Here is a 13,321-nt window from a genome sequence, read left to right as displayed (position 1 = left end):
CTACATATCAAACCATCCTTTACGTTTAAACCATAAAAGCATCTCTGTTGCAATAATGGCCATAATTAATAAAACTACAAAATAACCATGCTTCCAAGTAAGCTCAGGCATATTTTGAAAATTCATACCGTAGACTCCGACTATAAATGTTAAGGGTATAAAAATACTTGATATCACAGTTAAAAGCATCATATGTTTATTCATACGCGATGAATTTATGGACAAGTAATTATCGCGCATATCTGATGTTAGTTCTCTATCAGAAGCTATCATATCCGATAGTTTAATTAAGTGATCATGAATATCAGAAAAATATAATTTATGTTCATGAAATCCTATAAGCCGCTGAGAGTTTAATATTCTATATAATAAATCACGCATAGAATTTATGGTTCTTCGAAGGTTTAATAAATCGGTTCTTATTTCAAAGATTTCATCCATAAGGCTTCGAACATGCATTTTTTTAACGTTATTCTCAATTTTATCTAATCTATCTTCAATTTTATTAATAGTGGGAAAGAAGGAATCAACTATATTATCTAATATTTGATGAGCAATATAAGAAGGTCCTTTATCCCAATTTTCTTCATCTGTTTTTGCTCGCTCCCAGGCTTCATCCAGTTCATTTAATTCAGTACCATGATAAGACACGATGTATTTATTGCCTACGAAAAGAGAGACTTCTACTGGATCTAAAGTATTTTTATCTAAAGCATTAAGTACAAAAAAATTATAATTATCATAATAATCTAGCTTAGGGGTATTAAATGAAAAAACACAATCTTCTATGGATAAGTTATGAAAATGAAAATAACTGTCTAACAAGGATATTTCATCTTCGGTAGGATTATTAAAATCCATCCAATACCACATTATGTTATCTTTTGACAATTCATCTAAAGGTAAATCACAAATTAGTTTTAAATCTTTTGTAATGGCTATAACACGAATCAAATAAATCCATCCTTTCTTTGTGAATGTTTATAAAACAAAAATGCAATTATATTACTTGATAGTAAAATAAAGCTGCTACAAAGTCCCACCTGTTCACCAGTTAGTAAATTTAATATAGATAATATACCTACTGTTGAAAAACTAAATCCTGTTATAATATCTGAAATTTGTTGGCGTTTAAGATATTTATTTAGTAAACTCTTGTTTTGAATGTTCATTTTTATTATTTTTTTTGGAGTATCATAAATGCCTAACAAAATGAGTATTATCCCTAAAACTATTATAATTAAACTCATTGCTATTTTAAACATGCGGGTCCCTCCCATTACATAAGTATAATTGTATTTTTTTAACACATTTTTAAATATAGCGATTAAGAAAATATTTATTTTTTTAGATATGAAAGACTACTCACAAGTATCAAACTGTAACAATTCCATTATAATACAAGCATTCCTAATGACAACTAAAATATTAAATAAAAGTATATTAAAATAAATATTTTTTGAAATATAGTAAATACTAAAAAGTATGGAAATATAAAACTCTATTATTAAAAAGAATAAAAATAGTTATAAAATACTTTTGTCTTGACATACAATATAAAAATATATATACTTTGACTATCAAACTATTTGAAAATCAAAGTAAAGGGAGAGGGATAATTATGAAGTTACCTCCTTTAAAAATTGGAGAATTAATAGCAACTGTTCCTATAATTCAAGGCGGTATGGGAGTAGGAGTATCTCTTTCCGGTCTTGCATCAGCTGTTGCAAATGAGGGCGGGATTGGAATAATATCTACTGCTCAAATTGGGTATAATGAAAAAGACTTTGGAACAAATGCAAAGGAAGCAAATAAAAGAGCATTAAGAAATGAAATTAGGCGAGCTAGAGAATTAAGTCCTAAAGGTATTATAGGAATAAATATTATGGTAGCTATGAATAATTATGAGGAATTAATAACAACTGCCTTAGAAGAAGGCATAGATTTAATAATATCTGGTGCAGGTCTTCCACTTAATTTACCTAAAATAGCTAAAGGCTTCAAAACAAAGCTTGCACCTATAGTATCATCAGCAAAAGCAACTACAGTTATATCAAAGATGTGGGATAGAAAAGATAAGTGTGCCGCAGATTTAATTGTTGTTGAAGGACCAGAAGCTGGCGGACATCTTGGTTTCTCTATGGAATCATTAATAGAAAAGAAGGCTCAGGGCCTAAAGGACATAGTTAAAGAAGTTATTGAGGCAATTAAGCCCTTTGAAGAAAAGTATAACAAAAAGATTCCTGTAATAGCTGCTGGTGGAATTTATACGGGAGCAGATATTGCGGAAGTTATAAAACTTGGTGCGGCAGGGGTGCAAATGGCTACTAGATTTGTGGCTACTGAGGAATGTGATGCTTCTTTAGCTTTTAAAATGGCATATGTTAATTCAAAACAAGAAGACATAAAGATAGTAAAAAGCCCTGTAGGTATGCCAGGAAGAGCTATAAACAATAAGTTTATGAAAAGCGTCTTGGAAAAGGGATGTAAAGTAGAAAAATGTTATTTATGCATAAAGGACTGTGATCCAAGACAAACCCCTTACTGTATTACAGAAGCGCTAATACAAGCAGTAAAAGGAAACTTAGACAAGGGACTTATTTTTGTGGGAAGTAATGCCTGCAAAGTAGATAAAATTATTTCTGTTAAAGAACTTATGAGTGAACTTGTAGCACAGGCAGAACTCGAACTTTAATACTTATGGTAAAAAAATTGACAAATAACGCTGTCAAAGATATACTTTGATTATCAAAGTATTCGAAAATCAAAGTATGGGGAATGGAGATAAACATGAGTAAAGCTGTTAGCGTTGTCAATGAGCTTCTAGTAGAGACATTTAGTGATATATTGCAAATAGAGCAGAAGGCACTTAAAGAAGGGGTACTTAATGATCTATCAATAACGGAGATTCATACTATTGATGCAATAGGAATGTACCAATATAGAACCATGACGGAAGTATCCCAAGATCTTAAAATAACTTTAGGTACTCTTACTACAGCTGTAAGTAAACTTCTAAAAAAAGGGTATGTAGATAGAAAAAGAGGGGAAGAAGACAGAAGATCAGTAATGATTGCCCTTACTAGAAAAGGAAAGCTGGCCTATAGAATACATGATAAATTTCATTCTGAAATGGTGCATGCAACTATAGATGGTCTTAATGATGATGAAGAAGAGATATTAATAAAATCTCTTGAAAAATTAAATGATTTTTTCAAAGAAAAATATAAACTATAAGGTTAATGAAAGGGGCAATTAAGCAATGAATGAGGTACAAATAATTGGTACAGGAAGTTATGCTCCTCTAAACATAATGACTAATAAACAAATATCAGAATTTGTAGATACTTCTGATGAATGGATAGTTTCTATGACAGGCATTAAGGAGAGACATATATCACAAGGTGAAAATACTTCAGACCTCGCTACAAAAGCTGCCTTAGAGGCATTAAAGGATGCAAATGTTAAGCCTTGTGATATAGATCTTATAATTCTTGCAAGTACATCTCCAGATCAATTCGTTCCAGCCACTGCATGCATAGTTCAAGGAAATATTGGAGCAGATAATGCTATGGCCTTTGATATATCAGCAGCATGTACAGGGTTTATATTTGCACTTAATATAGCAATGCAATTTTTAAGAACAGGTGAGCGAAAAAGAGCCTTAATAATAGGTGCGGAAGTACTATCAAAGATTGTTGATTGGACAGATAGAAACACTTGCATACTCTTTGGAGATGGTGCAGGAGCAGCAATACTTGAGGCAGGTAGTAAAAAAGGAATTATTTCTGTGGAGTCAGCTTCAGAAGGTAAGAAGTTTGAACTTTTAACTTGTCCAACTGTAGATGTAAAAAACACTTATACAAATGGACGTGAAGATTTTAAAGCAAAAATAGATATGGATGGCAAAGAGATTTTTAGGTTTGCAGTAAATACTATTGTAAGTAGCGTAAATAAAATTTTAGATGATAATAAATACACATTAGAAGATATTAAGTATGTAGTTTGTCATCAAGCAAATTTTAGAATAATAGATTTTGTTGTTAAAAAATTAAAAGCTGACAAAGATAAATTCTTTGTAAATTTAGACAGGTATGGGAATACTTCGGCAGCAAGTATAGCTATAGCCATGGATGAGATGAATAAAACTAATTTACTTACAGCTGGAGATAAAATTATACTTGTAGGCTTTGGCGGTGGATTAACCTACGGAGCTTCATTAATAGAATGGACAATTAATAAATAAAATATTAGGAGGAATTAATAATGGTATTTGAAAAAGTTAAAAATGTAATAGTTGAACAATTAGGTATAGATGAGGTAGAGGTAACGATGGAGGCGAATTTTGCAGATGATTTAGGAGTAGATTCTCTTGAAATATTTGAGATTGTAATGTCACTGGAAGAAGCTTTTGAAATCGAAATACCAAATGAAGATATCGAAAACATTAAGGATGTAAAGGGAATTGTTAAGTATATAGAAGCAAAACTTAAATAACAGGAATTGTGGGGTTAGATAATTAGAGAGCTGAACTACTAAGTGTATTAAAATTTAGTTTCCTTCAGTGCATTAAAAAAGTATATATTACGTGAAATGTAGTTTTAGTAATATATACTTTTTTTATATAATTATCTAACCCTAACTATATTATTTTAACGACAGTTTAGAAGGCAGGTCTCCTACTCATATAAGTGGGAGTTGTATGCTATAACAAATATACAAATTCAATGGGAGTCTAAATCATCTTCTGAAGTCGTTAATATTGCAGCTGCGAAGAGGATGATTAAGAATCAAGGAGGGGTAAAATGTTTAATTCTGTATTTTTTAAAAGTTTAGGTGTAAAGTATCCAATAATTCAAGGTGGAATGGCTTGGGTTGCAGATAGTAGCTTAGCTTCTGCGGTATCAAATGCAGGGGGCCTGGGTATTATAGCAGCAGCCAATGCACCAGTTGATTATATAAGAGATGAAATTAGAAAAGCAAAACAGTTAACAGACAAACCTTTTGGTGTGAATATAATGCTTTTAAGTGAGAATGCAGAAGAAATTGCACATCTTGTATGCGAAGAAGGGGTTAAGGTAGTTACTACAGGGGCAGGAAACCCAGGAAAATATATGGATCTTTGGAAAGAACACGGAATCAAAGTAATCCCGGTGGTACCCTCTGTGGGCCTTGCTAAACGTATGGAGAGAGCAGGAGCAGATGCAGTTATTGCAGAAGGATGTGAATCTGGAGGGCATATTGGTGAACTTACAACTATGGCACTGGTGCCTCAAGTTGTTGATGCAGTTAATATTCCTGTAATTGCAGCAGGGGGCATAGGTGATGGACGTGGCGTGGCAGCAGCCTTTATGCTTGGAGTACAGGGAGTTCAAGTAGGAACAAGGTTTTTAGTAGCAAATGAATGTACAATACATGAAAATTACAAACACAAAGTATTAGCGGCAAAGGATATAGATTCAGTGGTTACAGGAAGATCTACAGGGCATCCTATTAGGGTTCTAAAAAATAAGTTATCAAGGCAATTTCAAAAGCTTGAAAAGGAAAATGCTCCAGTAGAGGCTTTAGAGGAACTCGGACGAGGATGTTTACCAAAAGCGGCAAAAGAAGGCGATATAGAGATGGGGTCTATTATGGCAGGACAAATTGCGGGTCTTGTAAAGAGAGAACAAAGTTGCAAGGAAATTATAGAAGAAATGTTTACAGAGGCAGAAGAAGCTATTAAAAAATTCATATAAAAGAGAATATTATTATTTGAAATAGATAGAAGTATTTAAGGAGGGAATTTATGAGTAAAATTGCTTTTATTTTTCCAGGACAGGGAGCCCAATATATTGGAATGGGCAAGGAATTATTTGAGAATATTGAGGAATGCAGAAATATATTTAATATAGCAGATAGAGAACTTGGGTTTGAGTTAAGTAAACTTTGTTTTGAAGGTTCGCAAGAGGAGCTAAATATCACAGAGAATACACAACCCGCTATTTTAACTACTAGCATAGTGGCGCTTATGGCATTAAGTCAGAAGGGCATAAGATGTGATGTAACCGCAGGACTTAGTCTTGGGGAGTACTCAGCACTTGTTTGTAGTGGAGTTATGGATTTTAAAGATGCTGTAAAGCTTGTTAAAAAGCGCGGAAGATTCATGCAAGAGGCGGTGCCTGTAGGAATAGGAACTATGGCAGCTATAATAGGCCTTACTACAAATTGCGTTGAAGAAGTTTGTAGTGAAGCTAGAAATTCTGGCATAGTAGAAATCTCTAATTTAAATTGCCCAGGACAAATAGTAATTGCCGGGGAAATAGCGGCGGTAGAACTTGCTTGTGCAGTGGCATTAGAAAAAGGTGCTAAAAAAGCAGTTATTTTACCAGTAAGTGCACCATTTCATACTTCTATGTTAAAACCGGCAGCAGAAAAGCTAGAACTTGAGCTTTGCAATATAAATCTTAAAGATATTACTATTCCGGTAATGACAAATGTTACTGGTGATTATGTAAATACGAAGGATGATATAAAAGCTAATTTAAAACTTCAAGTTATGAGCTGCGTTTTATGGGAAACAATTATAAGAAATATGATAAAAGATGGTGTTGATACCTTCGTAGAGATAGGTCCAGGTAAGGTATTACGTGGCTTTATTAAGAATATAGATAGAAAACTTACAGTGCTTAATGTAGAGGATTTGGCATCTTTGGATAAAGCAGTAGAAGTGCTTAAGTAGTAAAGTTGCTTAAATATTAGAATTGCTTAAACAGTAAAACTAATTAAGTGAGTGTATTATATTGATTAATAAGTGGAATCTTCGTAAGAAACAAAGCCACTATAAAAGACGTAAAGGAGCGCAGATATGTTAAAAGGAAAAACAGCAGTAGTTACAGGAGCTAGTCGTGGCATTGGAAGAGCTATAGCATTGAAGCTAGCAAAGCTTGGAGCAAATATAGTTGTTAATTATAGAAATAGTGTAGAGGCAGTACAGGAAGTAGTCAAAGAAATAGAAGATTTAGGAGTTAAGGCACTGGCAGTTCAGTGTGACATAAGTAGTTATAGTGATGTAGATTATATGATGAAAAAATGTATTGAACAATTTGGGAGCTTAGATATTCTAGTTAATAATGCGGGAATAACAAAAGATGGTCTTTTAATGAGAATGAAGGAAGAGGATTTTGATAACGTTATAGATATCAACCTAAAGGGTGCGTTTAATTGCACAAAGCATGTATCAGCAATAATGCTTAAGCAACGAAGTGGAAGAATAATAAATATATCTTCGGTGTCTGGGCTTACAGGGAATGCAGGTCAAGTAAATTATTCCTCTGCAAAAGCAGGGATTTTAGGCATGACTAAGGCTGTTGCTAGAGAATTTGCAAGTCGTGGAGTTACTTGTAATGCAGTAGCACCAGGATATATTCAAACAGATATGACTGATGGTTTGTCCTCAAAAGTAAAAGAGTCTATACTGAGTACTATTCCATTAAAGAGACTTGGCATGCCAGAAGATGTGGCAAATGCAGTAGCATTTTTAGCCTCAGAAGAAGCTTCATACATAACAGGTCAAGTTATAAACGTAGATGGTGGAATGGTAATGTAGTCTAAAAGCATTTAATACAGGACTTTAGGGTGATAATTAAAGGAGGTTCAATTTATGAAAAATAGAGTTGTTATTACAGGCATGGGAGCAGTTACTCCTATAGGAAATGATGTAGTTAATTTTTGGAATAATGTAAAAGAAGGTACTTGCGGCATAGATGTAATTAAGTCTTTTGATATTTCAGAGTTTAAATGTAAGTTGGGCGCAGAGGTTAAGGATTTTGATGTAACAGTGGCCTTAGATAAAAGAGAAGCTAGAAAAATGGATAAATACTGTCAGTATGCAATGGTTGCAGCAGACGAAGCTATTAAAAATTCAGGAATTGACTTAAATGCTATAGATAATGAAAGATTAGCAGTTATAGTTGGCTCAGGAATAGGTGGACTTGGTACTATTGAGCAAGAGCATGCAAAGCTTATGGAAAAGGGACCGGGTAGAGTGTCACCATTTTTAATACCTATGATAATAGGTAATATGGCAGCTGGTAATATTGCAATAAAGTATGGCGCTAAAGGCAAGTGTACTAGTGTAGTTACTGCTTGTGCTACAGGAACTAATGCCATAGGAGATGCTTTCCACATGATTCAAGATGGAAGAGCAGACATAATAATAGCTGGAGGAGCAGAAGGCTCAATAACTCCACTGGCTTTAGCAGGGTTTACTTCTTTAACAGCTTTAACTAAAAGTGAAGATCCATTAAGAGCATCTATTCCTTTTGACAAAGAGAGAAGTGGTTTTGTTATGGGCGAGGGTGCAGGAATAGTTATACTTGAATCTTTAGAGCATGCTAAAAAAAGAAATGCAAAAATATATGCAGAGATGAGTGGTTATGGAGCAACTTGTGATGCTTACCATATAACTTCACCGGCTCCAGATGGAGAAGGCGCTGCAAGAGCAATGGTAATGGCTCTTAAAGATGGGGATGTTAAGGCAGAAGAAGTATCTTACATCAATGCTCACGGAACCAGTACTCCCTACAATGATAAGTTTGAAACTGCAGCTATAAAATCTGCTTTTGGGGAATACGCATATAAAATACCTATAAGTTCAACAAAGTCTATGACGGGACACCTTCTGGGAGCATCAGGAGCTATAGAAGCTATAGTATGTGTAAAAGCCTTGGAAGAAAGTTTTGTACCAGCAACTATAGGATATAGTGTTCCAGATGAAGATTGTGATTTAGATTACGTTCCAAACATTGGACGCAAACAGGGGCTTAAATATGCAATGTCTAATTCACTAGGCTTTGGTGGTCACAATGCTACTATACTACTTAAAAAATGGGATGGTAAATAATTATGGATTATAAAAATATTCAAGAGCTAATAAAAACTGTTAGTGATTCACAGCTTACATCCTTTGAAATTGAGACAGAGGGTATCAAAATAAAGATGGAGAAAAAAGAGCAGCAGGTGGTAGTCCAGAAAGTACCTGTAAATGTTGAACCTGTCCAATCAGTTATTAATGATTCATTAAATAGAGAAAATATAGCTACGAATGGAGTGGCGATAGAAGAAATACAAAGCAATATATCTAGCGCTATAGAAAATGAAGCCAAGATAATACCACAGGAAAATCTATTTGTAGTTAAATCCCCTATTGTTGGAACTATGTACTCCTCACCTAGTGATGAATCACAGAATTTCGTAAAAGTTGGGTCTGTGGTTAAAAAGGGAGACACGCTTTGTATTTTAGAAGCTATGAAGCTTATGAATGAAATTGAAAGTGAAGTAGATGGAGAAATTGTAGAAGTATTGGTCTTAAATGAAGATATGGTAGAGTATGGGCAGCCATTATTTAAAATACGTAAAAAATAGTGTCGGTAAAGTAACTGAGATATGAGTGAAAGGTGGAAGCAATAATATGGAAAATATAAAAGGTACTACTTTGAATATAAAACAAATTCAAGAAATTATTCCTCATAGATATCCATTTTTATTTGTGGATAAAGTAGAGGAATTAGAGCCAGGAAAACGAGCTGTAGGATATAAGAATATTACTATGAATGAGTATTTTTTCCAGGGACATTTTCCTACGGAACCTGTACTTCCAGGGGTAATAATAATTGAAGCTCTTGCACAGGTTGGAGCAGTAGCACTTTTAAGTATGGAAGACTACAAAGGTAAAATTGCTTACTTTGGTGGTATTAATAAAGCTAGATTCAGAAAAAAAGTTGTTCCAGGAGATGTACTAAAGCTTGAGGTAGAAATAATCAAAATGAAGGGACCTGTTGGAATTGGAAAGGCATTAGCTACAGTAAATGGAGAAAAGGTTGCAGAAGCTGAAATTACATTTGCAGTGGGAATCTAATAATAATTTTAAGGGCAGGGAAGGTAAATACTATGTTTAAGAAGATATTAATTGCTAATAGAGGCGAAATAGCAGTAAGAATAATTCGGGCTTGTCATGAAATGGGCATCCAAACGGTAGCAGTATATTCTGAGGTAGATAAAACTGCTCTCCATACCCAAATGGCAGATGAGGCTATATGTATAGGACCAGCTAAATCTAAGGATAGTTATTTAAACATGCAAAATATTTTAAGTGCCACAGTGCTTACAGGGGCAGAAGCAATTCATCCTGGATTTGGATTTTTATCTGAAAATAGTAAATTTGCACAGATGTGTGAGGAATGTAATATAAAATTTATAGGACCGGATTCGCAAAATATCGATAATATGGGTAATAAGTTAAAGGCAAGAGAAATGATGATAAATGCTGGAGTGCCAGTAGTACCTGGATCAGATGGAGCAATTGCCACTGAAGAAGATGCAATAAGCTCAGCTGAGAAAATAGGATACCCTGTAATGATAAAAGCTTCAGCAGGTGGCGGGGGACGTGGTATAAGAGTTGTTACAAAAGTAGAAGAGCTTATACCGGCCTACAATACTGCAAAGGCAGAGTCAAAAACAGCTTTCGGTGATGACACAATGTATATGGAAAAATTTATAGAAGAGCCAAGGCATATAGAGTTTCAAATATTAGCGGATGAGCATGGAAATGTTATTCATCTTGGTGAGAGAGACTGTTCTATCCAAAGGCGGAATCAGAAGGTAATAGAAGAGGCGCCAGGAGCTGCCATGACGCAGGAACTTAGAAAACAGATGGGTGAGGTTGCAGTTAAAGCAGCTAAGTCTATTAAATATAAAAATGCTGGAACTATAGAGTTTTTATTAGATAAGTATGGAAAATACTATTTTATGGAGATGAATACTCGTATTCAGGTAGAGCATCCAATAACAGAAATGATTACAGGGATAGATTTAGTTAAAGCTCAGATAATGATTGCTTCGGGACAAGTGCTTCCTTATAAACAGAAGGATATAAAAATTCAGGGGCACGCTATTGAATGTAGAATAAATGCAGAAAATCCAAACAAAAACTTCATGCCTTGCCCAGGTGAAATAAAATCACTTCACCTTCCTGGAGGAAATGGAGTGAGAATTGATAGTGCGGCATATCAAGGTTATAAAATTCCACCTACCTATGACTCTATGATAGGAAAACTAATTGTACACGGAAAAGATAGGCAGGAAGCACTATGCAAAATGAGAAGGGCCTTAGGAGAGTTTATAATTGAAGGTGTGGATACTAATATAGATTTCCAATTTAAAATAATAAACAATGAAAAATTTATAAATGGGAACTTTGATACTAGCTTTATTAGTAAAGAATTCAGAAATCTTTAAAAAGTAGCTAAACATATACTGGAATTTATTACCTGAAAGTTTTATACTATAAGAATGAGTATAAAACAGAGGTGAATTGGTATAGGGAAGTTAGTTTACAACTTTCAAGGTTCAATTCTAAGTTGAGTGATGGTATGTTTTTAGAAAGGGGCAGCTATATGTTTGAGTTTAAAGGTATATTTAAAAAGAGTAGATATATCGAGGTTAAAAATTTAGAAAATGAAGATGGCGAGAAAAAACCTAATATCCCCACCGGAATGTGGGTTAAATGTGAGACTTGTGGTAAGATCCTTTATAGTAAGGATTTAGAAAATAGTATAATGACCTGTGAAAATTGTAGAACACATTTTAGAATTGGGTCTAGAGAAAGAATAAACTATACTATCGATAGTGGAACTTTTATAGAATATGATAAGGATATGATATCAGGTAATCCTATAGAATTTGAAGGATATGAAGATAAACTTCAAGATCTAAGAGACAAAACATTACTAAACGAAGCTGTGATAACTGGAGAAGGAAAGATAAATGGTCAGGATACTGTAATTGCAGTGATGGATAGTAATTTTATGATGGGGAGCATGGGGTCTGTTGTTGGAGAAAAAATTACAAGGGCTATTGAAAGCGCAACAGAAGATAAAAAACCAATTATTATATTTACAGCTTCTGGGGGAGCTAGGATGCAGGAAGGTATATACTCTTTAATGCAAATGGCTAAAACTAGTGCTGCTATTGCAAGACATAATGATAAAGGGTGCCTTTATGTAACAGTTCTTACGGACCCCACTACCGGAGGGGTCACTGCAAGTTTTGCAATGCTTGGAGATATAATAATAGCTGAGCCCAATGCACTAATAGGGTTTGCAGGTAAAAGGGTTATTGAACAAACCATAAAGCAGCAATTGCCTGATGGCTTTCAAAGAGCTGAATTTTTGCTCCAAAAGGGTTTTATAGATAAGGTTGTGGATAGAAAAGCTATGAAGGATACCTTAACTGAGATACTGAAAATTCATAGCTAATATAGATTGAAAAAGTAACATATAGGGAGGCGATTTTATGGGAACTTTACCTTTTGAAAAGCACATGTATGAACTTAAAAGTAAAATTGATGAACTTAAAAATTTAGCAACAGAGCAAAATATGGATTTAGGAAAAGAAATAAGGCAGATGGAAGTTAAACTTTATAATATGCAAAAGGAAGCCTATAAAAATTTAACTGCCTGGGATAAAGTAAGCATTGCAAGGCTTGTGGAACGGCCTACTGCGCTTGATTATATAAATAGAATTTTTGAAGACTTTATGGAGCTACATGGGGATAGATATTATGGAGATGATTCTGCTATTGTAGGTGGAATTGCTCGACTTAATGGCATTCCTGTAACTGTTATAGCTCAGCAAAAGGGAAATAACACAAAGGAAAATATAAAGAGAAATTTTGGAATGCCAAATCCAGAAGGATATAGAAAAGCTTTAAGACTTATGAAACAGGCAGAAAAGTTTAAAAGACCTGTTATTTGTCTTGTAGATACTCCAGGAGCATATTGTGGACTAGGTGCAGAAGAAAGAGGGCAAGGCGAAGCAATTGCTAGAAATCTTATGGAAATGTCAAATTTAAAAACACCAATAATCTCCATAGTTATTGGAGAAGGCGGTAGTGGTGGAGCTTTAGCCTTGGCGGTGGCGGATGAGGTTTGGATGCTCGAGCATGCAATTTATTCTATTTTGTCACCAGAGGGTTTTGCAAGTATATTATTTAAAGATGCAAATAGGGCTAAAGAAGCGGCTAATGCAATGAAAATAACAGCTCAAGATTTAATTGATTTTGGAATAATAGATAGAATTATAAAAGAGCCACTAGGGGGAGCCCATACTAATGTAGATGAGATGGCATTAAGTATTAAGCGTAATTTGGAGGAGTCAATTAATAGATTAGCAGCGGAACCAATAGAATCATTACTTACTAAAAGATATTATAAATTTAGAAAGATTGGTAAAGTTGTGGAATAAATAATAGCTTAAAAGGATAAATAATAGAATTAATGTG

At 34.1% G+C, this 13,321-nt stretch carries 15 protein-coding genes; 13 read left to right on the top strand and 2 right to left on the bottom strand.

Translation table 11 applies throughout. The features are described from left to right. The gene (gene corA / locus ACREV6_RS07760; RefSeq protein ID WP_431577439.1) at positions 1 to 954 is read right to left on the bottom strand and encodes a magnesium/cobalt transporter CorA; all 954 of its coding nucleotides are present in this window, start codon (positions 952 to 954) and stop codon (positions 1 to 3) included. Continuing rightward, on the bottom strand, positions 951 to 1,265 hold the full coding sequence (locus tag ACREV6_RS07755; protein ID WP_431577438.1) for a hypothetical protein: 315 nt from the start codon (positions 1,263 to 1,265) through the stop codon (positions 951 to 953). The genes corA and ACREV6_RS07755 overlap by 4 nt, the downstream gene beginning before the upstream one ends. A gap of 356 nt (positions 1,266 to 1,621) precedes the next feature. Between ACREV6_RS07755 and ACREV6_RS07750 the strand changes: the two genes are divergently transcribed. The 13 genes from ACREV6_RS07750 (at position 1,622) to ACREV6_RS07690 (ending at position 13,284) form a co-directional block, all read left to right on the top strand. Then, positions 1,622 to 2,695 (top strand): NAD(P)H-dependent flavin oxidoreductase, encoded by a 1,074-nt coding sequence (locus tag ACREV6_RS07750; RefSeq protein WP_431577437.1) that lies wholly within the window; start codon positions 1,622 to 1,624, stop codon positions 2,693 to 2,695. 95 nt (positions 2,696 to 2,790) lie between these two features. After that, positions 2,791 to 3,237 carry a MarR family winged helix-turn-helix transcriptional regulator gene (locus ACREV6_RS07745; protein WP_431577436.1) on the top strand — a complete coding sequence of 149 codons (447 nt, stop codon included), beginning with the start codon at positions 2,791 to 2,793 and terminating at the stop codon, positions 3,235 to 3,237. 25 nt (positions 3,238 to 3,262) lie between these two features. Then, positions 3,263 to 4,246 carry a beta-ketoacyl-ACP synthase III gene (locus ACREV6_RS07740; RefSeq protein ID WP_431577435.1) on the top strand — a complete coding sequence of 328 codons (984 nt, stop codon included), beginning with the start codon at positions 3,263 to 3,265 and terminating at the stop codon, positions 4,244 to 4,246. A gap of 20 nt (positions 4,247 to 4,266) precedes the next feature. Then, positions 4,267 to 4,497: an acyl carrier protein gene (gene acpP / locus ACREV6_RS07735; RefSeq protein ID WP_216298997.1), complete on the top strand. Its 231-nt coding sequence runs from the start codon at positions 4,267 to 4,269 to the stop codon at positions 4,495 to 4,497. A gap of 308 nt (positions 4,498 to 4,805) precedes the next feature. Next, complete coding sequence (gene fabK / locus ACREV6_RS07730) at positions 4,806 to 5,738, top strand: enoyl-[acyl-carrier-protein] reductase FabK (protein WP_431577434.1); 933 nt, start codon at positions 4,806 to 4,808, stop codon at positions 5,736 to 5,738. Positions 5,739 to 5,788: 50 nt separating this feature from the next. Continuing rightward, positions 5,789 to 6,721, top strand: a complete 933-nt coding sequence (gene fabD / locus ACREV6_RS07725; RefSeq protein ID WP_431577433.1) for an ACP S-malonyltransferase — start codon at positions 5,789 to 5,791, stop codon at positions 6,719 to 6,721. A 126-nt stretch (positions 6,722 to 6,847) separates the two neighbouring features. Next, complete coding sequence (fabG, locus tag ACREV6_RS07720; protein ID WP_431577432.1) at positions 6,848 to 7,588, top strand: 3-oxoacyl-[acyl-carrier-protein] reductase; 741 nt, start codon at positions 6,848 to 6,850, stop codon at positions 7,586 to 7,588. A gap of 54 nt (positions 7,589 to 7,642) precedes the next feature. After that, positions 7,643 to 8,884 carry a beta-ketoacyl-ACP synthase II gene (gene fabF / locus ACREV6_RS07715; RefSeq protein ID WP_431577431.1) on the top strand — a complete coding sequence of 414 codons (1,242 nt, stop codon included), beginning with the start codon at positions 7,643 to 7,645 and terminating at the stop codon, positions 8,882 to 8,884. A gap of 2 nt (positions 8,885 to 8,886) precedes the next feature. Continuing rightward, entirely contained in the window at positions 8,887 to 9,405 is a 519-nt protein-coding gene (gene accB / locus ACREV6_RS07710) for an acetyl-CoA carboxylase biotin carboxyl carrier protein (protein ID WP_431577430.1), read from the top strand. A gap of 46 nt (positions 9,406 to 9,451) precedes the next feature. After that, entirely contained in the window at positions 9,452 to 9,898 is a 447-nt protein-coding gene (gene fabZ / locus ACREV6_RS07705; protein WP_431577429.1) for a 3-hydroxyacyl-ACP dehydratase FabZ, read from the top strand. 32 nt (positions 9,899 to 9,930) lie between these two features. Further along, positions 9,931 to 11,277, top strand: a complete 1,347-nt coding sequence (locus ACREV6_RS07700) for an acetyl-CoA carboxylase biotin carboxylase subunit (protein WP_431577428.1) — start codon at positions 9,931 to 9,933, stop codon at positions 11,275 to 11,277. A gap of 158 nt (positions 11,278 to 11,435) precedes the next feature. Next, entirely contained in the window at positions 11,436 to 12,296 is an 861-nt protein-coding gene (gene accD, locus ACREV6_RS07695; protein WP_431577427.1) for an acetyl-CoA carboxylase, carboxyltransferase subunit beta, read from the top strand. Positions 12,297 to 12,333: 37 nt separating this feature from the next. After that, positions 12,334 to 13,284 (top strand): acetyl-CoA carboxylase carboxyltransferase subunit alpha, encoded by a 951-nt coding sequence (locus ACREV6_RS07690; RefSeq protein WP_431577426.1) that lies wholly within the window; start codon positions 12,334 to 12,336, stop codon positions 13,282 to 13,284. The last annotated feature ends 37 nt before the right edge of the window (positions 13,285 to 13,321 follow it).

The organism is Clostridium sp. (genome assembly GCF_050717515.1).
Taxonomy (GTDB): domain Bacteria; phylum Bacillota; class Clostridia; order Clostridiales; family Clostridiaceae; genus Clostridium_AD.
Note: the sequence above shows the minus strand (reverse complement) of the source record. Positions and strands in the feature narration are given on the sequence as shown.

Coding starts and splice junctions, on each gene's coding strand:
- ACREV6_RS07755 (WP_431577438.1), bottom strand. CDS start 1,265: ATGTTTAAAATAGCAATGAGTTTAATTATAATAGTTTTAGGGATAATA.
- ACREV6_RS07750 (WP_431577437.1), top strand. CDS start 1,622: ATGAAGTTACCTCCTTTAAAAATTGGAGAATTAATAGCAACTGTTCCT.
- ACREV6_RS07745 (WP_431577436.1), top strand. CDS start 2,791: ATGAGTAAAGCTGTTAGCGTTGTCAATGAGCTTCTAGTAGAGACATTT.
- ACREV6_RS07740 (WP_431577435.1), top strand. CDS start 3,263: ATGAATGAGGTACAAATAATTGGTACAGGAAGTTATGCTCCTCTAAAC.
- acpP (WP_216298997.1), top strand. CDS start 4,267: ATGGTATTTGAAAAAGTTAAAAATGTAATAGTTGAACAATTAGGTATA.
- fabK (WP_431577434.1), top strand. CDS start 4,806: ATGTTTAATTCTGTATTTTTTAAAAGTTTAGGTGTAAAGTATCCAATA.
- fabD (WP_431577433.1), top strand. CDS start 5,789: ATGAGTAAAATTGCTTTTATTTTTCCAGGACAGGGAGCCCAATATATT.
- fabG (WP_431577432.1), top strand. CDS start 6,848: ATGTTAAAAGGAAAAACAGCAGTAGTTACAGGAGCTAGTCGTGGCATT.
- fabF (WP_431577431.1), top strand. CDS start 7,643: ATGAAAAATAGAGTTGTTATTACAGGCATGGGAGCAGTTACTCCTATA.
- accB (WP_431577430.1), top strand. CDS start 8,887: ATGGATTATAAAAATATTCAAGAGCTAATAAAAACTGTTAGTGATTCA.
- fabZ (WP_431577429.1), top strand. CDS start 9,452: ATGGAAAATATAAAAGGTACTACTTTGAATATAAAACAAATTCAAGAA.
- ACREV6_RS07700 (WP_431577428.1), top strand. CDS start 9,931: ATGTTTAAGAAGATATTAATTGCTAATAGAGGCGAAATAGCAGTAAGA.
- accD (WP_431577427.1), top strand. CDS start 11,436: ATGTTTGAGTTTAAAGGTATATTTAAAAAGAGTAGATATATCGAGGTT.
- ACREV6_RS07690 (WP_431577426.1), top strand. CDS start 12,334: ATGGGAACTTTACCTTTTGAAAAGCACATGTATGAACTTAAAAGTAAA.